The organism is Pseudonocardia sp. SID8383 (assembly GCF_009864975.1).
GTDB lineage: Bacteria > Actinomycetota > Actinomycetes > Mycobacteriales > Pseudonocardiaceae > Pseudonocardia > Pseudonocardia alni.
Genome location: NZ_WWFY01000373.1, coordinates 1 through 19,691, shown reverse-complemented (window position 1 = coordinate 19,691; position 19,691 = coordinate 1). Strand labels below are relative to the sequence as shown.

Sequence of the window (19,691 nt, the reverse complement as noted above, 5' to 3'; positions counted from 1 at the left end):
TCGGCCGGGTCGGCGTCGGGGGCGGGCGGCTCCGTGTCGGCCGGGTCGGCGGCGGCATCGGGTGCGGGATCGGTCGCGGGGTCGACCTGCGCGTCGGACGCGGGCCGGTCCGGGCCGGCCCACCCACCGGGCCGGTAGACGAACCAGCCGAGCGCCACCGCGAACGCGACCCCCAGGGCCAGGGTCGACCCGAGGTCGCGTACGAACGGCAGCGGCGAGAGGAGCAGCGCGCCGAACCCGGCCGCCGTCCCCGCCGCGACGACGACGACCGTCCGCGGCCGTGCCCCGCGGGCGAAGTAGGTCGGGTAGTAGCTGCCGAGGCCCACCAGGACCGGCAGGAACGCGACCACGCCCAGCGAGACCGGTCGCCCGGCCCAGCCGAGCACGGCCAGCGTCGCCGCGGTGGCGGCGAGGGTGACGGCCAGCGGGATCAGCCGCCGTCGCCGCCGGGTCCAGGGCACCAGGAACAGGCACAGCCCGATCGCGACGACCGCGACCGCGCCGAGGACCGGGGCCTCCCGGTCGACCGCGACACCGAGCGAGGCGGTGATCGCGGGGACGCCGGAGACGGTCGCCTCGGCGGGCAGCTGGGCCTGCGCGACGGTGTCGTTCACCGCGGCGACGAGCTGCTCGGTCCCGGCCTGGTCGAGTCCCTCACGGGGGCGGACCAGGATTGCCAGGGACCGGTCGTCGGGGACGACGTAGCGCCACTGCGGCCGCGGCTCACCGCCCGATCCCATGATCGAGTGGTCGATGAAGCGCTGGTTGCGCAGGGTGGGCAGCCCGACGGGCAGGCCCTGCACGATCAGCGGACCGTAGCGGGCGTCGAAGGCGGCGACGGCCGCGTTCCCGGCGGCGACCGGGTCCTCGCCGCGCTGCTCGGCGGTGATCGCCGCGGCGCGCTGCAGGCCGTCGCGGCGGCCGGTGAGCTCGGCGAGCAGCTTCTGCGACTGCGACGCCAGCTGGTTCAGCGTCGTCGCCGGGCCGTAGACCGACGCGACGTCGGGCAGCTGGGACAGCTGTCCCTCGACCCCGAGGACCCGGGGCAGCACGTCCCGTTCGAGCAGGCCGGGGGCCTGCGGGGCGCGCAGCAGCACGACGATCGGGTCACCGCCGAAGGACCGGGCGAGCTCGGTGTAGCGCTGCACCGACGGGTCCGACGACGGCAGGAACGACTCGACGCCGGTCTCGACCTTCACCCGGGACACGCCCGCCACGGTCAGCGCCACCAGGGCGAGGACCATGATCAGACCCAGCGCGGAACGCCTCGAAGGGCGCAGCGCCGCGAGTGCGGCCCTACGCCCTTCGAGGGTCGTGCGGGACGGGCGGGTCATCCGCCGAGCCCCAGGAGTCCACCGCCGGACGGTTCCGGCGCCGGCGCGTCGCCGCGGGCGGCGTCGCCCTCGGGCTGCGGCCCGACGGTCGGGGCCGGTCCGGGGGGCGGCGAGTCGTTCGCCGGTCCTGGGTCGGCCACCTGCGGCGGGGGCGCGTCGTCCTCCGGGCTGTTCTGGGTGCCCGGCCGCGGGTACGGGTTGTTGTCGTCCAGCGGCGGGATCTCGTTCAGCGGGACGGGGTTCCCCGCGAACGACTGCGCGTGGAAGACCAGCATCACGCGCAGGAGCGTGCCGTTGGCGTCGCCGCGCGACACCGTCTCACCGAAGTTGGTGAAGAACTGGTAGATGTCGCCGCCGTAGGGCTTGAGGTACTCCAGCATCGGGTTGAGCTGGAGCAGGGCGCGGTCGGCCTCGGGCAGCAGGGCGCGCAGGTCGTCGGAGAACTGCGGGACCTTGTCCAGGGTGACCGGGGCCTTGCCCAGGGTCGCGTCGAGCGAGGGCAGCAGCCCCCGCAGGTCGCGGGTGGTGGCCGGGAGCTCGTTGAGCGCGGCGTTGAGCGCGGGCGCCGCCCGGTCCAGGTTCGCCGCGACCGGGCCGAGCCCGCCGGCGAGCCGGGACAGGTCGTCGCTGGCGTCGTCGGCCGCCTTCAGGGTCGGCGGCAGCTCCCGGATGGTGTTCTCCAGGTCGGTGCGGCTGTTCGCGGTGACCTCGGTGACCAGGTTGGCGTCGGTCACCAGGTCGGCGATGCGGCCGCGCTGGATATCCAGCGCGGCGAGCACCGCGGCGGTGTTCTGCGAGAGCTGCTCCAGGTCCTTCGACTGCGCGGCCAGCGCGTCGAGGGCGGTGCCGCCCTCGCGGCCCAGCCGGCCGAGGCCGGCCAGGGCACCGTCGACGCCGGCCTGGGAGTCCTTCGTGGCCGCACCCAGCGACTGCAGGGTGGAGGCCAGCGCGACGCGGCGGTCCTCGGGCAGGGTCCGGATCAGGTCGTCGAGCAGCACCGCCGACTGGACGGCGCCGTCCGGGAGCCGGCTGCCGTCGGGCAGCTCGGCTCCGCGGCCGTCGACGAGGGACACGTAGGTCTCCTCGACCAGGGTCTTCGAGTTGATCCGGCCGGTGACGCCCTCGTGCAGCGGGATGGCGTCGGCGTCGGTCATGTTGACGAGCACGTCGGCGCGCCCGTCCGGGGTCGCCTCGATGGTCAGGACCTTGCCGACCTTCACCCCGTTGAGGGTGACGTCGGACTGCGGGACCAGGTTGTTGACCTTGTCGACGTGGAACGCGGTCGTGTACTGCTTCTGGGTGTATCCGGGCACGTAGCCGCCGACCGAGGTCCAGAAGAACAGGAACACGAACGCCGACGCCGCGGTGAAGGCGAGCAGGATCGTCGTCCTGATCGCGGGGAGCGCGGAGTGGGGGATCTTCATCCGGGGGTCACCTCCTTACCGGGGCGTCTGGGTGAGCTCGTCGGCGCCGGGCGCCGGGATGGTGGTCGGGCCGAACTGGAGCAGACCGCGCAGGATGCCGCCGTTGGCGTCGCGCAGGCTGGTGACCGACGACGTCTGGTAGACGAAGGCGTTCAGGTCCGGCAGGTACTGCTGGAGACCCGCGGTGACCGGGTCGAGCCGGCCGGAGATCTCCTTCAGCGCGGGCAGCGTCCCGTTCAGGTCGTTCACGAACGGGCGCAGGTCCGCTGCGACCGGCTTCAGCTTCTGCGCGACCGGGCGGGCCTTGTCGACGGTGGTGTCGAGCGTGTCGACGGTGTCGGTCAGCCGGTCCAGGGCGTCCGGCAGCTGCTCCGAGGCGGCCCGGACGTTGTCCAGGGTCGGGTCGAGCTGGTCGGACAGCTGCTGGACGTTGCCGGTGGCCGCACCCAGGTTGTCGACGACGCCGGGCAGCTGGTTCAGCGAGTCGCGCAGGGCCTGGCTCTGCGCGGACACCGTCTTCAGCGTGGTCGACAGCGAGTTCGCCAGGGTGGTGAGGCGCTTCTCGTCGCCGCCGACGGCGGTGGACAGCCGGCCGATCGAGGTGACCAGGCGGGCGAGGTTGTCGCGCCGCCGGTCGAGCTGGTCGACGACCGGCTTGAGCCGGTCGACCACCTCGGTGGTGGCGCGCACGCCCTGCGGGAGGTCCTGCGGCGCCGTCGCCAGCGCGACGTCCGAGGCCTCCAGCAGCGACTGCACCGCGGCCAGCGCGTTCTGGTCCAGGTGGGCCAGTGCCGCGTCGATCTGCACCGGCGGCTTGGCGTTGGCGACGGGCAGCACGCCGTAGTCGTCGAGGACCGTGCCGGCCGGGGTGCCGGGGTCCATCTCGATGTACATCTCGTTGAGCGGGCTCTTCGGCCGCAGGACCACGGTGGCGTTGTCGTAGACGGGGCCGTCGTAGTCGTTGCGGTCGATCGCCAGCAGCACCCGGGCGGTGCCCTCCGGCGTCAGCTCGGAGGAGCGGATGTCGCCGACCGGGACGCCGGACATCCGGACCTCCTGGCCGCGGCCCGGGGCGAGCGCCGGGGTCTCGGAGAAGGTCGCGTAGACCATCTTCTCGTTCGCCCACGGAGCGACGAACCGCTGCTGGGACAGGATGTAGCCCCCGCAGACGAGCCCGAGCACCATCACCACGCCGAGGGCGATGACGTTGCGGCCCAGCCCCGGCTCGTTCCGGACGCGGTCCAGACCGGACCGCACCCGGGCGCCGAGGCCCCGCGGGGTCTCCGGTGCAGGTGTGGGAGTTGCCGTCATCATCGACCACCCGTCCCGTGGAAGATCTGCTGGAACATGTTCTCCAGGCTCACCGAGCCCAGGCCGGGCACGGTGCCGAGCCCGGGACCGGGGTGGAAGGACACCGCGTGCCCGTTGGGGTCGACGTAGGCGCCGGTCTTGTTCAGGTTCGAGAACATGTGGCCGACCTCGTCCTTGAGCGGGACACCGCGGCTGTCGACCGCGGAGAAGGGGCCCTCCCCGACGAACGGGGTGTTCAGCGAGTCCAGGACCGGACCGTTGAGTCGCTCCAGCGGAGCGGGCAGGTCGTCGAGGACCCGCGTGGCGCCCTCGCTGGCCGGGATCAGGCCCTCGACCAGCGGCCGGGTGTCGACCAGCGCGGCGCGCAGGTCGGACACCAGCGGGCGGGCGTCGGCGAGCACGGGCTCGGCGCGGCCCAGGAACGCGTCGAGCTCCTGGACGGTCGGCCGGGCCGGGCCCGCGGTGTCGCGCAGCTTGTCCAGCGACACGTTCAGCCGCTTCAGGCCGGCGTCGGTGGTGTCGAGGACGCCGGGCAGCCGGTTGATCGCGTCCGCGACCGGACCGGAGGTCTCGGCCATGACCTGGGTGGTGTCCTGCAGGTTCGCGACGATGCCGTCCAGCTGGCCGGGCTCGCGGTTGAGCGTGCCGGTGGTCCGCTGCAGGCCCCGCACGACGTCGGTCAGGTCCTTCTCCGGCTGGGTGCCGCGCAGGGACTCGATGACCCCGGCGCCCGGCCCGAGGGTCCCCGGCGCCGCGGCGAGGAGCTCGTGCAGCGCCTCGTTGCCGCCGGCGTTGCCGAGGGTCTCGTCGAACTGGGTGACCGCGACCTTCGCGCCCTCCAGGGCGTCGGGCTGCAGCCGCTCGGCGACGTCGTCGACCTCGGTGGGCAGCCGGGTGCGGTCCACCGGGATCTGCTGGGTCCACTCCGCGGTGCGGTCACCGCCGGGGACGATGTCGATGTAGAACAGGCCGGACAGCAGGGTCGTGGGCCGCAGGCGTGCCGACGGCTGGTCGCCGACGGTGTCCACGACCTCCGGGTCGACCACGACGGTCACGATCGCGCCGCCGTCGGGGGCCGGGTCGACCGAGCTGACGACACCGGAGTCGACACCGGCGACCTTCGCCTTCGACGCGTCCTCGAACAGGAACTGGTTCGCGGCGAAGTGGATGGTGCGGGTCTGCGACCCGGTCAGCTTCATCAGCAGCGTCGTGACCTGCGGCTTGAACAGCCCGAGGACCAGCGACAGCAGCATCAGGCCGATGACGGCGAGCGCGGCCACCCACAGCGGGAGGCGGCGCCGCAGCCGCGGCGTGGCGGTGGTGCCCTGTGCGGGGGCGCTCATCAGTTACCTCCGAGAAGGCCGCCGCCGGCGGCGCTGTCGCCCTGGCCGGGCTGCTCCTGGGGCGTCCGGTTGGACGGGCCCGGGGCGGGCAGCAGGCCGAGCGAGGCGTCGTTCGGTGCCTGGCCGGGGGCCGGGTAGGGGTCGCCCGCCCGCGTCGGGTCGGGCAGACCCGCCGCACCGGCGAAGGACTCCGGCCGGACCATCAGCGTGAACCGCAGGTGGTGTCCGGCGGCGTCACCGTCGGACAGCGCGAAGCTGGCGTGGGTGAACCACTGCGCGATCTCCGGCGAGTAGGGCGCCAGCACCTGCAGCGGGGTGTTCGCGAAGCCGACTCCCTGGGTCACCTTCGGCGCCACGGGGCGGGCGTCGGCGACGGCGGGGGTCAGCGAGCCGAGCGCGGGCTCGGCCGAGTCGGAGACGCCGGGCAGCTTGTCCAGCGGCTGCGGGGCCTCGACCAGCACGCCCCGCAGGTCCGGGGTGGCGTCGCCGAGCGAGCGGGCACCGGTCTGCAGCTGCGTCATCGCCGAGTTCGTCGACGCGAGCGGCTGCTGCAGGTCCTCCAGGGCCGTGCGGGCTGCCGGCAGCGCCTCGGGGGCGATGTCGAGGGTGTCGCCCAGCGCCGTGCCCTTGTCCGCATTGATCGCCGCGAACGTGGTGTCGAGCCGGCCGACCAGCGAGGAGATCTCCTGCTCGCGGCCCTGGAAGCGGGACGACAGGCTCTCCAGGGACTGGAGCATGCCGGTCAGGTCGCGGCCGCCGTCGACCGACAGCGACCGGGCGGTCGTGCCGAGCGAGGGCAGGATCTGCGGACCGGCCTTCGCCACGTCCGCCAGGTCCTGGCCGTGTCCGGCGGCGCCGTTGCCGAGCTGCTGGAGCGCGCCGCGGGTGGCGTCCTGGGTGGCCGGGTCGAAGACCTCGGCCAGGTCCAGCAGCTGCACCGCGCCGCGGGAACGCTGGACCGGCAGGACGTCGTCCTCGCCGAGGACGCCCGCCTGCTCGTGCCCGATGTCGAGGTCCAGGTACTGCTGGCCGAGACCGGACCGGCCGGTCACCGCGGCCGAGCCGTCCTTGAAGACCTCGGTCGCGGCGTCGTCGAGCTGCATCCGGACCTGCGGGACGCCGTCGGCGATCGTGATGTCGTCGACGCGTCCGACGCGGACCTGGCCGACCCGGACGTCGTTGCCGACGGCGAGGTCACCGGTGTCCGACACGGCCGCGGTGCGGAACTCGTGCTGGGCGAAGGGCAACCCCTTCTGGGCGTTCAGCGCGACGTAGAGGAAGAACCCGGCCGCGACGAACATCAGCAGGCCGATCAGGCCGGACCGGAAGCGCGCGCCGCGCTTGGGCTTGGCACTCGCCATCACTGGCCTCCCAGCAGGGTTCCGAGCGCGCCCTGCTCCTGCTCGGGGCTGAGCCCGGTGGCGCTGCTCTCGGGGGTGGGCTGGCTCTGCAGCAGGGTGTTGGAGTCCTGACCCGGCTGGGCCGCGGTCCCCGGTCCCGGCTGGGACGGGGCGGGCTCGTTCACCTGCTGGTTCGGGGTGGCGTCCGGGGCGGGCGCGGGCGCGATGTCCGGCAGCCCGCCCGGCGCGAAGCCGGTGACCGGGTCGCCGTTGAGCACGTAGCTGGCCCGGAAGTAGTGGGACAGCCCGTCCTTCTCGTTGGTGGTCAGCGCCCAGTTCCGGATGAAGCCGAGGACGTTGCCGAGGTTGCCGTTGAGGTCGCGCACGATCGGCTCGGCGCCGGTGACGGTGCGCTGCAGGTCCGGGCCCGCGGCCCGGAGCTCCGCGGCGACCGGCTGCGCCTGGTCGAGCAGCTCGCTCGCCCGGTCCAGGACCGGGTCGGCCGAGGCCAGCGCCGGGTCCGCCGAGTCGGCGAAGCGCTGCAGCTCGCGACTGATGTCCACCAGGTTGTCGGTGGTCGGCCGCAGGTTGCCCAGGGTGACCGCGGTGGACTGCGCCGTGCCGGCGAGCTCGCCGAGGGTGGCGCGGGCCGCGGCCAGGGTGCTGGGGAGCTCCTGCAGGGTGCCGCGCAGCTGCGCGTCGCGGGCGGAGGTGGTGTCGAGCAGCGACGTGGTCGAGGCGACCAGGCCGTCGAGCCGTCTGCCCTGGTCGACGGCGAGTGCGCCGGTGACCGGCTCGACCTGGTCGATGACCCGGCCGAGCAGCTCGTTCTGGTCGGACAGGACACCGACGAGCTGGTTGGTGTCCTTCATGGCCGGGGCGAGCGCGGCGAGGGTCTTCTGGATGTTCTCACCGTTGTTCTGCGTGCCCTGGCCGAGCGTGGTGACCAGCGCGGCCAACGCGCCGGCCGTCGGGTCGTCGAGGGTGTCGAGGATGTTCTGCAGGTCGGCCTCCTGGCCGGTCCGCTCGACACCGATCGGCGTGTTCATCGGCAGCTCGGGCGAGCCCGGGGTGCCGGTGTTCAGGTTGAGGAAGCGCTCACCGAGCAGCGAGACCGGGGCGACGGTCACCTTCGCGTCGGAGTGGATCGGCAGGGCACGCGCGTCGACGCGGAGCGGGACCTCGGCGACCTTGCGCTGCGGGTCGAACTGCAGCTGGCCCACCTCGCCGACCGTGACACCGTTGATCTTGACCTGCTGGCCGGCGAGGATCGGGCTGACGTCGGTGAACTCCGCGATCACGATCCGGCCGGACTCGGCGTTCGAGATGCCGGCCGCGGCGCCGGTGCCCGCGAGGAGCGCGACGAGGCCGACGGCGAGGATCCGCCAGCGGGAGAAGCCCAGGGTCGAGCTCATCGCGGACCCTCCCCGCTGGCGTCACCGAGCTGCGGCAGGAGCGGCGCGCCCGGGTTCTGCTCGCCGTTGCCGGAGGTCTCGTCGGCCGAGCCGGGGGCCGGGTTCGGGTTGGGGACGATCCCCGGCGGCGTGACGCCCGGCGGGTAGATGACCGGCGTGGCGGGGCCGGCCTGCGCGAAGATCCGCATGTAACGGCCGTTCGAGTCGAAGTTCTGGGCGGCGGAGCCCCACGTGGAGAGGAACCCGACGACCTCGGGGGTGTAGGGGCGCAGCGCCTCGAGCACCGGCGCGTAGCCGCCCGCGGTCTCGGCGAGGCCCGGCAGCGCGCGGTTCGAGGAGTCGAGCAGGCCGGGGGTGCGGTCGAGCAGCGCCGACGCCGCCTCGAGGGTGGGCTTGAGGTCGGCGACCAGCGGCCGCAGGTCCTGCAGCAGCGGGGCGAGCTGCGCGGACACGCCGGGCAGCTTCTCCGTCGCCGGGCGCAGGTCCTCCAGCAGCGGCAGTGCCTCGTCGGTGACGCCGGGGACCTTGTTCAGCGTGCCCTGCGCGGTGCGCAACGTCGGGGGCAGCTTGGCCAGCGCGGCGCGCAGCTGCTCGCGCTGGGCGGCCGTCGCGCGGGCGCTGGTGCCCAGCTCGTCGACGACGGCGCCGAGGTCCTGCTGGCGCCGGGCCAGGGTGTCGACGGTGCCGTTCAGGTCCGTGACCAGCTTGGAGATCGCGGGACCGTCGGTGCCGATGCCGCGCAGCACGTTGCCGACCGCGGCGAGCGCGGGTCCGGCGGTGTTCACGGTGGCGTTGAGGTCCTGCTCGTGCCCGGTGACGGTGTTCTGCAGGGTCCCGACCAGGCCGGTCAGGCGCGCCCGGGTGGGCTCGTCGAGGGCGGCGAGCACGTCGGCGACCTCGGTCGGCTTCGGGAAGTCGCCCTGCACCATGCCGCCGCTGGGGATCTCGGCGTAGTCCTTGGGACCGTCCTGCACGAACAGCAGGCGCTCACCGACGACGGCCTTCCACTGGACGTGGACGAACGCGCCGGCGTGCAGCGGGGCGAGGCCGTCGTCGACGGTGAACTCGACGACCGCGTGGCCCTCCTCGGGCCGGACGGAGGAGATCTCCCCGGCCTGGAAGCCGTCGATGTAGATCGGCGCACCGGGGATGAGGTTCGGGTTGCCTGCCGGCAGGACGGCGCTGACCGTGTAGGGCTGCGTGCCGCCGACGGCGACGAACACACCCCCCACCACGAGCAGCGCCACCATCCCGGCGGCGAGCTTGCCCAGGAGTCCGCTCATCTCAGTCCATCCCGAGGGGTCCGGCGGACTGCCCCGCGAGGAACTGCTTGACGAACGGGTCCTGGTGCTCGAACGCCTCGTGCGCCGGTCCGTAGTGGACGACCTCGCCCTTCCAGATCAGTCCGACGTAGTCGCTGACCTTGCGGGCGGTCTTGATGTCGTGCGTGACCAGCAGGTACGTCCCACCGTGCTGGTTGTGGACGTCCATGATGATGTCGCAGAGCAGCGAGGTACGGACCGGGTCGAGACCGGAGTCCGGCTCGTCGAACAGCACGATGTCGGGGTTCATCACCAGCGCGCGGGCGAAGCCGGCGCGCTTCTTCATGCCACCGGACACCTCGTTCGGCGCCTTGTGCGCCGCCTTGGCCAGACCGACCTCGTCGAGCGCGGTCATGACCGTCTTCTCGACCTCCTTCTCCGACATCCGCGTGTGCTTGCGGAGCGGGAAGGCGACGTTGTCGTAGAGGTTCATCGAGCCGAACAGCGCACCGTCCTGCCAGCAGACCCCGAACCGGGTCCGCATGTCGTAGCGCTCGTTCTCGCTCATCGACCAGATGTCGACCCCGCCCACGTAGACCGCGCCGCGGTCCGGGGCGAGCAGGCCGACCAGGTGCTTGATCAGCACCGACTTGCCGGTACCGGACGGGCCGAGCACGGTGGTGATGGCGTCGTGCTGGAAGTTGAAGTTGATGTTCTTGAGGATCTGGGTGCTGCCGAACGACTTGGCGAGCCCCTCGACCTGCAGGATCGGGTCGGTCCCGTAGCGGAACTCCCGGGTCTCGGTCGACCAGCCGGGGCCACGGGTGGCCGTGGCCTGGGTCCCCCCGTCGTGGACGGGTGGAATCTGCTGGGTGGGGTACTCGGAGCCCGATGGCGTGTACCGCGGCTGGTTCGGCGAGGTCACTGATCCTCCTGGACGACCTGGCGCGTGCCGGCGCGGGGGAGCCGGCACGCGGATCACGTGCTGCGGGAGCGGTCCCCGGAGGCTTCCGGGGACCGTGGACGCGGCGTCCGCGTCCTGCGGTGGTGCGGGGAACGAGCACTGCGATCCGGGGAGCGGGCGCGGTGCGATGGACCGGGCGGCGGGGAGCGACGTCCGGGTCCGTGGCCGGCTGGGGAGGGCCGGGCCGTGACGGGGGTCTTCGTCGGGGGCGGGGATGTCGTCGGGGTGCGGGACTCCGGGGCCCGGCCGCAGGGGATGTGGCGGCGCGGGCCCCGGAGGGACTCAGTTGGCGATCGGGGAGTTCGTGTCGAGCCCCCAGAAGGCCAGGGTGCCGATCGCGCCGATCGCGGAGATCAGTACCAGGTTGATGATCATCGACTTGGCCGTGGCGCGGCCCACGCCGACCGGGCCACCGGTGGCGTTGTAGCCGTAGTAGAGGCCCACACCGACGATGACGATGGACTCGACCATGACCTTGGTAAGGGCGGCGATCATGTCGTAGGGGCTCTGGTAGAGCCAGAACAGGTACAGGAACCCGCCGGGTGAGACGCCGCCCAGGTTCACCACCGTGACCAGGTACATGGCCAGGTAGAGGATGGCCAGACCGACGAAGTACATGAACGGCACGGCGATCACGGTGGCCGCGATCCGGGTCCCGACCAGGAAGGACTTGGACTTGATGCCCATGACCTCCATGGCGTCGATCTCGTCGGAGATCCGCATGGAACCGATCTCGGCGACGTAGCCGCAGCCGACCTTGGCCGCGAGGATCCAGCCCCACATGTACGGCGACAGCTCGCGCAGTCCGCAGTAGGCGTCGAACACCGCGGAGTACAGCGGGGCGCCGATCTGCTTGAGCGTGTAGCTGGCCTCCAGGCCGCACTGCCCGCCCATGATGAACATCATGAACCAGATGATCAGCGCGGAGCTGAAGATCAGGATGCCCGCCTGGCGGAACACCTCGGGCACGTAGCGGCGGAACATGTCCGGGAAGTCCCGGACGACGTCGGCGGTGAACCGGCCGATGTCACCGGCCTCGTTCAGGCCGGTCTTCAGCTTTCCCGTGATGGAGGAGAAGCTGACGTCCACGCCCTGCTTCTCAGGTGCCCGGAGCTCGGGCTCCTCGGGTCCGCGGCCGGAGCCACGCTCGTCGAGCTGTGTCATGTCCCCTCCTCCCTACTTGTAGACGCTCATCTGCGGGTTCAGGCCGAGCATGGTCAGCGTGAACACGAAGTTGATGACCCAGACGCCGGCGAACGAGATGACGACCGCCTGGTTGACCGCCTTGCCCACGCCGATCGGTCCGCCCTTGGCGTTGAGACCGATGTAGCAGCAGACGACACCGATGATCAGGCCGTAGAGGGCGCACTTCGCGACGCTGCCCCAGAGGTCGACCGTGTTGAGCAGGTCGAACAGGGAGCCGTAGTAGCCGGCGTAGCTCGCGTCGAAGATCGGGCCGGCCGCGACGTAGCCGCTGACCAGGCCGACGACCAGCGCCAGGATGTCCAGGACGGCGGTCATGATCGTGCAGGCCAGCACCCGCGGCAGCACCAGCGTCCTGATCGGGTCGACGCCGAGGACCTCCATGGCGTCGATCTCGTCGCGGATACGGCGTGCGCCGAGGTCGGCGGTGATGGCCGTACCGACGACACCCGCGACGACCATCCCGTTGATGAACGGGGCGAACTCGCGGACGGACGCGAACTCGAAGAACGCGCCGAGCCGGTACGGGATGCCGAAGGTGTAGAAGATCGCCCCACCGGTCAGGCCGGGGGCACCGAACCCGAACCCGAACGCCGCGAGGGACATCGGGAGCCAGGTGAGCTTGAGGATGTCGAAGCACTGGTCTCGGGTGTCGGCCCAGAAACCGACGGGCTTGCGGACGGCAAGGACGAACACCTTGACCATCAGCTGCCACATCTCGCCGGCCATCACGAACGGGTCGGCGACCTTCCTGAGCACACCCGACCCGCCGGAACCCGCCGTCCTGCGCGGTACCTCGACGGTCTCGTCGGGCGTCTGGGTGAGGGTCCCAGGCGTGGTCATAACTCTCCTTCGAGTGCGGGCCGGAATCAGTCCGGGTCCACCGATCGGAAGTGTCGCTCCGCAGGAGAGGGGGTCACACCTCCCGTGGGGGGCGGATCACCCTCCCCCTGGGGGGGTATCGGTGGTAATGGCGACCGGCTCTGCGGTGTGCTCCGTACGGAGTGCCCTGCGCTGGGTCCGACGCTGGATCAGCAGCACCGCACCGAGGACGAGCGCGGCCGACAGGGCTCCCGCCCCGAGGCCGCCGAGCAGTGCTCCGGCCACCGGGTGGACGCCGGTCAGCAGCGGAAGCGCGACGGCGCCGGCCACCACCAGGACGGTGGCGGTCAGCGCGTCGCGGACCGGCCAGGTCGGCGCACGCCAGACCCGGACCAGCCCGATCAGCCCGGTCACCCCCGCGGTCAGCAGGGAACAGCCGAGCAGGTGCACGACCACGGGGTCGCGGAGTACCGGGGAGGTACCCCCCACGGGGGTGGGAACGAGGGCCTCGGGCGGGCCGAGGCGGTCGAGGGCACGGACGAGCCGGTCCTCTGTCGGCGCGGGACCGGCAGTGCGTGCCACCTCGCTCCAGACGTGCGAGCGCAGGTCCTGGCGGGCGGTGAACGACAGGTGCCGGGCGGCGACGTCGAGCCGGTGCAGGTACGCCCGCAGGGGGGTGGGCAGCGCGCCCCGCGACACCCGGGCGCCGGCGGTCACCGGTACCCGGCCCGACCGGCGGCGCCCCGCCCGGATCGGTCGTGCTCGGCACGCAGCCAGTGCGAGACGGCCTCGGCCCGGTTGGCCGCGCCGAGCTTGCGCAGGATGTGCTTGACGTGCGACTTCACCGTGCCCTCGGAGATCACCAGGCGGCCGGCGATGCGGGCGTTGGTGTCGCCGGTGGCCATCAGCCGCAGGACCTCGACCTCGCGGCGGGTGAGCGACGGGTCGACCGGTGCGGAGCGCAGGAAGCCGTCGACGACGCTGCGCTGCGGGCCGGTGTGCGTGACCGGGGCGCCCTCGGTGACGCGGCCGTTCTCGCCGTGGCCCCACCAGCCGTCGCCGAGGCCGCCCTCGCGGGCGTCGGTGACGCGGCGGGCGAGCCGGTCGACGTCGGCCCGGATCTGGTCCATCTCGTCGAGGACCATCGTGCGGGACAGGGCCTGGCCGAGCCCCTGGGCGTAGAGGGTGAGCAGCTGGCGGTCGAGCGGGTCGACGTTGCGCTGCTGGTAGTAGCAGTCGGCGTGCACGAACCCGGCGACGACGCCGTGCACCACGATCGGTGCGGCGCAGTAGCTGCGCGACATCGAGGCGTCGGCGATCGGCCGGTTGACCCCGGGGCGTTCCTGCACCTCGTCGACCAGCAGTGAGGTGCGCCGGCGGACCATCTCGGACTCGACGATCCGGCCGTCGAGGGTCTGCGGGTGGGTGCGGCCCATCACGAGGATCTCCTCGGCCCAGGCCGGGTCGCGCTCGACGTGCACGCGCTCGGGGATCCAGAGGGATTCCGCCACACGCGAGACGATCGAGCGGTCGAACCCGAGGCCGCAGGCGGTCGAGGCGGCGGTGTCGAGCAGGGCGGTGCTGGTGCGGGCCTCGCCGAGCTGCGCGAGTGCGGCCCGGACGCGCTGCAGGGCGCGGTCCTGGTGGGCGAGCTCGTCGAGCAGGAGCTGCTCGTCGAGCTCCTTGACCTCGCCGAGCATGCTCACCAGCTCCGGCGACGGTGCCGTGCCGGAGCCGAGCGAGGACATGGCCTCGGCCCACACCGACCGCAGCACCGCGCGGGCCGACCCGAGGTCGACGACGTGCTCGGGGTGCGGGAGGCGGCTGTCGTCGAGGAGGCGACGGGCCGCCAGCAGGAGGTCCACCACGCACGACGACTGGGCCCTCGGCATCCGGCGTCCCTGTCCGGGCCATCGGTCGCCGGAGTCACAGCGGCGCATGTAGGCCACGCGGCTCGTGCTCTCGCCCATACCGTTCCTCCTCGTCGAGGTGGCATCCACCGGACGTCGCCGTCGGGTGCGTTGCTCACCCGTGCAACGAGACGGCAACGGCCTGGATGCGACCGTCCACACCCGCAACCCGACACAACTTCCGGTCACGCATGACGGTTTTAGGATGCGACGCGGGTCACGTGTCTGGCAAATCCACGCGGCCGGCGCCACCCGAACACGCTGGTGATGCCCCTCTCGGCCGCATCATCCGGTCACGGCGGGTGGAGAAACCGAACGCTCGGACTGTTTCTCGGAGCGACGGTCGCCACGCCGGTCGTACACAGCAGGTCCACCCGGTCGAGGTAGGCGAGGCGGGGGCGCACCCGGGCCGTCCCCGTCCTGCCGCAGCACCGGGGAGCCCGGGGGTGCGACCCGTCCGTGCTGGAATGGCGGGGTGAGCACCGGCCGGACCTACGCGGGCGCGTCCGCGTCGGACCGCGCCGAGGACCGTCGCCGCCGGCTGCTCGACGCGGGGCTGGAGGTGCTGGGGACCGACGGCTACCGGGCGGCCACCGTGCGCCGGATCTGCCGTGAGGCACGCGTCGCCGACCGGTACTTCTACGAGTGCTTCGAGGGCACCGAGGCACTGCTGCTCGCCGTCTACACCGAGTGCACCGCCCGCCTCCGCGACGCGGTGCCCCCCGCACTGGCCGCGGCGCCCGGCACCGACCCGCTCACGCTGGCCCGGGCCGGCCTCGACGCGTTCCTGCGCGTGGTGGAGGACGACCCGCGGCTCGCCCGGGTGGTCTGGTTCGAGGTGCTCGGCGTGAGCCCCGAGGTCGAGCAGACCTCGCTGGAGACCATGTCCGGCTTCGGGCGGCTGCTGCTGGCGCTCACCGCGGACCACGCCGACCCCTCCCCCGCCGACACCACCGCCACCCGTCTGCGCGCCGACGCCGTCATCGGCGGGATCAGCCACGTCGTCATGACCTGGACGGTGAGCGGGTTCGACCCGCCCCGGGACCGGGTCACGGACGCGCTCGCCCTCTTCCTCGTGGGCGGCACCGGCCTGGGATGACGCCGGTCACCCCGCTATGTGGAATCACGCGTCATCAGATTAGGGTCGCCCACCACACCCCGCTCGTGAGGAGCCGACGATGAAGTCCTTCACCGGTCGTACCGCCGCGATCACCGGAGCCGGGTCCGGCATCGGGCGCGCGCTGGCCCTGCGCCTCGCGGGCGACGGCTGCCACCTCGCCCTGGCCGACCGGGACGCCGCGGGCCTCGCCGAGACCGCCGCGCTCGCCGGGCCGCAGGTGCGGGTCACCACCGCCGAGCTGGACGTCTCCGACGAGAAGGCCGTCTACGGCTGGGCCGACGCCGTGGTCGCCGACCACGGCGCCGTCCACATGATCGTCAACAACGCCGGCGTCGCGCTGTCGGGCACCACCGGGGCACTGTCCCTGGAGGACTACCGATGGATCATGGACATCAACTTCTGGGGCGTGGTCTACGGGACCAAGGCGTTCCTGCCGCACATGGAGACCGCGGGCACCGGCCACGTGGTCAACCTGTCGAGCATCTTCGGCGTCGCCGCGCAGCCCCTGATGAGCGGCTACAACGCGAGCAAGTACGCGGTCCGCGGGTTCACCGAGTCGCTGCGCCAGGACCTCGAGCTCACCGGGTCCCCGGTGTCCGCGACCTGCGTGCACCCCGGCGGGATCCGCACCAACATCGCGAAGGCCGCCCGGGTCGACGACAGCGTCGCCGCCGCCACCGGCCGCCCGGCCGCCGACGCCACCGCCGAGTTCGAGCGGATGCTCACCACGACCCCGGACCGGGCCGCGAAGACCATCCTGGACGGCGTGCAGCGCAACCAGCGCCGTGTCCTCATCGGACCGGACGCCTGGGCCATCGACTCGATGGTGCGGCTGCTGCCGACCACCTACCAGCGGATCGTCACCGGCGTCGTGCGCTCGCGGCGCGGAAAGGGCTGATCCGGGGCGGGGATCCTGGATAGGGTCGCGGGGCCGGGTGATCCCCGGCACACGACCCGAGGAGCCCACCCATGAGCCCCGAGCAGCCACCCGTCACCGCGTTCGGCCCGGACTTCCCCTTCCCCTACGACGACTGGCTGGCCCACCCGGCCGGACTCGGCCGGGTCCCACCGGACCGGCTGGGGACCGAGGTCGTGGTCGTCGGGGCCGGGATCGCCGGGCTCGTCGCCGCCTACGAGCTGATGCGCATCGGGCTGCGGCCGGTCGTGTACGAGTCCTCCCACCTGGGCGGACGGCTGCGCTCGCAGCCCTTCGAGGGTGCCGACGGGATCGTCGCCGAGCTGGGCGGGATGCGCTTCCCCCGCTCCTCGACGGCGTTCCACCACTACGTCGACCTGCTCGGGCTGCCCACCGCGCCGTTCCCGAACCCGCTGACGGAGGCGGCCGGCAGCACGGTGATCGACCTGCACGGGCGGACGTACTACGGCCGGACCCTGGCCGACCTGCCCCCGTTCTTCACCGAGGTCGCCGACGCCTGGGCGAGCGCGCTGGAGGAGGGCGCGGGCTTCACCGACCTGCAGCAGGCGATCCGCGAGCGCGACATCCCGCGCATCCGGGCGCTGTGGGCGGAGCTCGTCGAGGTCTGGGACGACCGCACCTTCTACGACTTCGTGTCCACCTCGAAGGCGTTCTCCGACCTGTCCTTCGCCCACCGCGAGGCGTTCGGGCAGGTCGGCTTCGGGACCGGCGGCTGGGACTCGGACTTCCCGAACTCGATGCTCGAGATCCTGCGGGTGGTGCTGACCGGCTGCGACGACGACCAGCTGCTCGTCGTCGGCGGGGTGGAGCAGGTGCCGCAGGGGTTGTGGACCCGCACCCCCGACGATCTGGTGCACTGGCCCGCCGGGACCAGCCTGTCGTCGCTGCACGGAGGCGGGACCCGCCCGGGCGTCGCGCGGCTGCACCGCCTCGACGCGGACACGATCCGTGTCACCGACGTCTACGGCGGCACCCGCGACGTGTCCGCGGTGCTCACCACCTGCCAGAGCTGGCTGCTGTCCACCCAGATCGACACCGACGAGTCGCTGTTCGGCCAGGAGGTGTGGATGGCCCTGGACCGCACCCGCTACATGCAGTCGACCAAGACGTTCGTGATGGTGGACCGGCCGTTCTGGCGCGACGTCGACCCGGCGACCGGGCGCGAGGTCATGTCCACGACGCTGACCGACCGGCTCACCCGCAGCACGTACCTGTTCGACAACGGGCCGGACCGGCCCGGGGTGATCTGCCTGTCGTACTCGTGGATGAGCGACTCGCTGAAGATGCTGCCGTACCCGGTCGAGAAGCGGGTCGAGCTGGCGCTGGGCGCGCTGCGCAAGATCTACCCGACCGTCGACGTCGGGGCGCACGTGATCGGCGACCCGATCACCGTGACCTGGGAGTCCGACCCGCACAGCCTCGGTGCGTTCAAGGGCGCCCTGCCCGGGCACTACCGCTACAACCGGCGGATGTACTGCCACTTCGTGCAGGACGACCTGCCCGCCGCCGAGCGCGGGATCTTCATGGCGGGCGACGACGTGTCGTGGACCCCGGCCTGGGCGGAGGGCGCGGTGCAGACCGCGCTGAACGCGGTCTGGGGGATCGTCGCGCACCTGGGCGGGTCCACCCCGCCGGACAACCCCGGTCCCGGGGACCGGTTCGCCGAGCTCGCGCCGCCCGCGCTGCCGGACTGATGCGCGTCGCGCTGCTGCAGACCGTCTCCCGGCCGCACGACGTGGCCGGGAACCTCGCCCGGCTCGCCGAGGCGTGCGCCGCCGCGGACGCGGACCTGCTCGTCACCCCGGAGATGTTCCTGACCGGCTACGACATCGGCGCCGATGCGGTGGCCGCGCTCGCCGAGCCGGCCGACGGGCCGTCGGCGGACGCCGTCACCGCGATCGCGAGGACGTCGGGCACGGCGGTGCTCTACGGCTACCCGGAGCGCCACGGCGGACGGGTCGCCAACGCCGTCACCCTGGTCGGGCCGGACGGGACCCGGCTCGCCGGGTACCGCAAGACGCACCTGTTCGGCGCGCTCGACCGGGCCTGCTTCACCGCCTCGGACACCCCGCCCGCCGTCGTGACCTGGAACGGGTGGGGCCTCGGCCTGCTGGTCTGCTACGACGTCGAGTTCCCCGAGACCGTCCGCGCGCTGGCGCTGGCCGGCGCCGACGCGGTGCTGGTCCCGACCGCGAACATGCTCCCCTACGACCACGTGCCCCGGGTGCTCGTCCCGGCCAGGGCGTGGGAGAACCAGGTGTACGTGGCCTACGCCAACTGGTGCGGCACCGAGGGGTCGCTGACCTACGGCGGGCTGTCCTGCGTCGCCGGGCCGGACGGCGCCGTGGTGCGGGCCGGCCGCGACCCGGAGCTGCTGGTGGCCGAGCTGGACCGGTCCGCGCTGGCGGTGTCACGGCGGGCGAACCCCTACCTGGCCGACCGCCGCCCCGACCTCTACGGCTGAGGGTCCGGCCGGGGGCCCGCCAGCAGGATCCACTCCAGGCACCCGCCGGGCCCGGGGGCGAGCACGTCGACCCGGTGGGCGTGCCCGCCCGCCACGTGCACGACCTCGTACGCGGCGAGATCCACCGACGGCCCGCCGGCCTCGACGCCCACCCGGGCCCGGCCGGCGAGGACGACGAGCAGCCGGTCGCACGGCGCGGCCGGGGCGTGCCACGCCCCGGCACCGGGGGTGAGCGCGAACCGTTCCAGGGCGAGGTCGCCGTAGCCGTCGTCGCGGCCGACGAGCAGCTGGCGCGACACCGGGGCCGGTTCCGGCGCCGGATGGTGCGCGGCTGCCGGCGTCGTGCCGATCGTCGCGGTCATGGCCTGCCTCCACTCATCTGAGCGGTCCCAACACCGTCGAGTACACGGCTGCGGGCACGGACGGTCAACATCACCGGCCGATGCGCGCGCTACGGTGCTCAGATGAGCGGTGACGACGATGCACCCGCCTGGGGCCCGGCCCGCCGGGTGCTCGCGGCCGAGGTGGCCGAGCAGGTGCTGCTGCACGGGCGGTCCCGGATCGCGGTCGGCACCGAACTGGGGCTCAGCCGGTTCCAGGTGGCCCGGCTGCTGGACGCGGCCCTCGAGCGGGGACTGGTCCGGGTCGACATCGACCCGGGCGCGGACGTCGACGCGCGGCGCTCGTCCGCCGTCCGCGCCGCCCACGGGCTGCGCCGCGCCCTGGTCGCCCGGGACGACGGCGGGGTGCCCGCGCTCGCCGCCGCGCTGCTCGCCGAGACCGTCGGCACCGGCGACGTCCTGGGCCTGGCCTGGTCCCGGACGGTCAACGACGTCGTCGGG

16 protein-coding genes and 2 pseudogenes are annotated in these 19,691 nt (G+C 72.9%); 5 read left to right on the top strand and 13 right to left on the bottom strand.

The genetic code is table 11. The features are described from left to right. The 12 genes and pseudogenes from GTW08_RS08985 to GTW08_RS31680 form a co-directional block, all read right to left on the bottom strand. Nucleotides 1-1,334 (bottom strand): annotated as a pseudogene (locus GTW08_RS08985) (RND transporter); the annotation flags it as partial. Beyond that, nucleotides 1,331-2,758: an MlaD family protein gene (locus GTW08_RS08980; protein ID WP_073575639.1), complete on the bottom strand. Its 1,428-nt coding sequence runs from the start codon at nt 2,756-2,758 to the stop codon at nt 1,331-1,333. The gene GTW08_RS08980 and the pseudogene GTW08_RS08985, both read right to left, overlap by 4 nt. 15 nt (nt 2,759-2,773) lie before the next feature. After that, complete coding sequence (locus tag GTW08_RS08975) at nt 2,774-4,069, bottom strand: MlaD family protein (RefSeq protein WP_073575638.1); 1,296 nt, start codon at nt 4,067-4,069, stop codon at nt 2,774-2,776. Beyond that, a complete protein-coding gene (locus GTW08_RS08970; RefSeq protein ID WP_073575637.1) occupies nt 4,069-5,412 on the bottom strand; it encodes an MlaD family protein in 1,344 nt (447 codons plus the stop codon). Before GTW08_RS08970 ends, GTW08_RS08975 begins: the two co-directional genes overlap by 1 nt. Next, nucleotides 5,412-6,773, bottom strand: coding sequence for an MlaD family protein (locus GTW08_RS08965; protein ID WP_139282806.1), 1,362 nt, complete (start codon nt 6,771-6,773; stop codon nt 5,412-5,414). The genes GTW08_RS08970 and GTW08_RS08965 overlap by 1 nt, the downstream gene beginning before the upstream one ends. Beyond that, complete coding sequence (locus GTW08_RS08960) at nt 6,773-8,167, bottom strand: MlaD family protein (protein WP_073575635.1); 1,395 nt, start codon at nt 8,165-8,167, stop codon at nt 6,773-6,775. The genes GTW08_RS08965 and GTW08_RS08960 overlap by 1 nt, the downstream gene beginning before the upstream one ends. Further along, nucleotides 8,164-9,450, bottom strand: coding sequence for an MlaD family protein (locus tag GTW08_RS08955; protein WP_073575634.1), 1,287 nt, complete (start codon nt 9,448-9,450; stop codon nt 8,164-8,166). The genes GTW08_RS08960 and GTW08_RS08955 overlap by 4 nt, the downstream gene beginning before the upstream one ends. A 1-nt stretch (nt 9,451) precedes the next feature. After that, nucleotides 9,452-10,198 carry an ABC transporter ATP-binding protein gene (locus tag GTW08_RS08950; RefSeq protein ID WP_051050105.1) on the bottom strand — a complete coding sequence of 249 codons (747 nt, stop codon included), beginning with the start codon at nt 10,196-10,198 and terminating at the stop codon, nt 9,452-9,454. Between the two features lie 477 nt (nt 10,199-10,675). Further along, nucleotides 10,676-11,557, bottom strand: a complete 882-nt coding sequence (locus GTW08_RS08945; protein WP_073575633.1) for an ABC transporter permease — start codon at nt 11,555-11,557, stop codon at nt 10,676-10,678. A 12-nt stretch (nt 11,558-11,569) separates the two neighbouring features. Next, entirely contained in the window at nt 11,570-12,439 is an 870-nt protein-coding gene (locus GTW08_RS08940) for an MlaE family ABC transporter permease (protein ID WP_224403880.1), read from the bottom strand. A gap of 96 nt (nt 12,440-12,535) precedes the next feature. After that, nucleotides 12,536-13,135 (bottom strand): hypothetical protein, encoded by a 600-nt coding sequence (locus tag GTW08_RS08935; RefSeq protein ID WP_073575632.1) that lies wholly within the window; start codon nt 13,133-13,135, stop codon nt 12,536-12,538. Next, a complete protein-coding gene (locus GTW08_RS31680; RefSeq protein ID WP_083658616.1) occupies nt 13,132-14,388 on the bottom strand; it encodes a LuxR C-terminal-related transcriptional regulator in 1,257 nt (418 codons plus the stop codon). Before GTW08_RS31680 ends, GTW08_RS08935 begins: the two co-directional genes overlap by 4 nt. A gap of 415 nt (nt 14,389-14,803) precedes the next feature. Here GTW08_RS31680 and GTW08_RS08925 point away from each other — a divergent pair, with 415 nt between their 5' ends. The 4 genes from GTW08_RS08925 (at nt 14,804) to GTW08_RS08910 (ending at nt 18,849) form a co-directional block, all read left to right on the top strand. Beyond that, nucleotides 14,804-15,427 carry a TetR/AcrR family transcriptional regulator gene (locus GTW08_RS08925; RefSeq protein ID WP_073575631.1) on the top strand — a complete coding sequence of 208 codons (624 nt, stop codon included), beginning with the start codon at nt 14,804-14,806 and terminating at the stop codon, nt 15,425-15,427. Between the two features lie 79 nt (nt 15,428-15,506). Beyond that, complete coding sequence (locus GTW08_RS08920; protein ID WP_073575630.1) at nt 15,507-16,346, top strand: SDR family NAD(P)-dependent oxidoreductase; 840 nt, start codon at nt 15,507-15,509, stop codon at nt 16,344-16,346. A gap of 71 nt (nt 16,347-16,417) precedes the next feature. Beyond that, nucleotides 16,418-18,079: a flavin monoamine oxidase family protein gene (locus tag GTW08_RS08915; RefSeq protein ID WP_073575629.1), complete on the top strand. Its 1,662-nt coding sequence runs from the start codon at nt 16,418-16,420 to the stop codon at nt 18,077-18,079. Continuing rightward, a complete protein-coding gene (locus GTW08_RS08910; protein ID WP_073575628.1) occupies nt 18,079-18,849 on the top strand; it encodes a carbon-nitrogen hydrolase family protein in 771 nt (256 codons plus the stop codon). The genes GTW08_RS08915 and GTW08_RS08910 overlap by 1 nt, the downstream gene beginning before the upstream one ends. On the opposite strand, the gene GTW08_RS08905 is transcribed toward GTW08_RS08910, so the two are convergent. After that, nucleotides 18,840-19,211: a hypothetical protein gene (locus tag GTW08_RS08905; RefSeq protein ID WP_073575627.1), complete on the bottom strand. Its 372-nt coding sequence runs from the start codon at nt 19,209-19,211 to the stop codon at nt 18,840-18,842. The genes GTW08_RS08910 and GTW08_RS08905 overlap by 10 nt on opposite strands. Before the next feature lie 102 nt (nt 19,212-19,313). On the opposite strand from GTW08_RS08905, the pseudogene GTW08_RS08900 reads away from it, so the two are divergent. Continuing rightward, a pseudogene (locus GTW08_RS08900) lies at nt 19,314-19,691 on the top strand (transcriptional regulator); the annotation flags it as partial.

What these genes read in the sequence shown, in the direction of transcription:
- GTW08_RS08920 (WP_073575630.1), top strand. Translation starts at nt 15,507, where the DNA reads ATGAAGTCCTTCACCGGTCGTACCGCCGCGATCACCGGAGCCGGGTCC.
- GTW08_RS08980 (WP_073575639.1), bottom strand. Translation starts at nt 2,758, where the DNA reads ATGAAGATCCCCCACTCCGCGCTCCCCGCGATCAGGACGACGATCCTG.
- GTW08_RS08915 (WP_073575629.1), top strand. Translation starts at nt 16,418, where the DNA reads ATGAGCCCCGAGCAGCCACCCGTCACCGCGTTCGGCCCGGACTTCCCC.
- GTW08_RS08960 (WP_073575635.1), bottom strand. Translation starts at nt 8,167, where the DNA reads ATGAGCTCGACCCTGGGCTTCTCCCGCTGGCGGATCCTCGCCGTCGGC.
- GTW08_RS08940 (WP_224403880.1), bottom strand. Translation starts at nt 12,439, where the DNA reads ATGACCACGCCTGGGACCCTCACCCAGACGCCCGACGAGACCGTCGAG.
- GTW08_RS08955 (WP_073575634.1), bottom strand. Translation starts at nt 9,450, where the DNA reads ATGAGCGGACTCCTGGGCAAGCTCGCCGCCGGGATGGTGGCGCTGCTC.
- GTW08_RS08910 (WP_073575628.1), top strand. Translation starts at nt 18,079, where the DNA reads ATGCGCGTCGCGCTGCTGCAGACCGTCTCCCGGCCGCACGACGTGGCC.
- GTW08_RS31680 (WP_083658616.1), bottom strand. Translation starts at nt 14,388, where the DNA reads ATGGGCGAGAGCACGAGCCGCGTGGCCTACATGCGCCGCTGTGACTCC.
- GTW08_RS08905 (WP_073575627.1), bottom strand. Translation starts at nt 19,211, where the DNA reads ATGACCGCGACGATCGGCACGACGCCGGCAGCCGCGCACCATCCGGCG.
- GTW08_RS08965 (WP_139282806.1), bottom strand. Translation starts at nt 6,773, where the DNA reads ATGGCGAGTGCCAAGCCCAAGCGCGGCGCGCGCTTCCGGTCCGGCCTG.
- GTW08_RS08975 (WP_073575638.1), bottom strand. Translation starts at nt 4,069, where the DNA reads ATGACGGCAACTCCCACACCTGCACCGGAGACCCCGCGGGGCCTCGGC.
- GTW08_RS08945 (WP_073575633.1), bottom strand. Translation starts at nt 11,557, where the DNA reads ATGACACAGCTCGACGAGCGTGGCTCCGGCCGCGGACCCGAGGAGCCC.
- GTW08_RS08970 (WP_073575637.1), bottom strand. Translation starts at nt 5,412, where the DNA reads ATGAGCGCCCCCGCACAGGGCACCACCGCCACGCCGCGGCTGCGGCGC.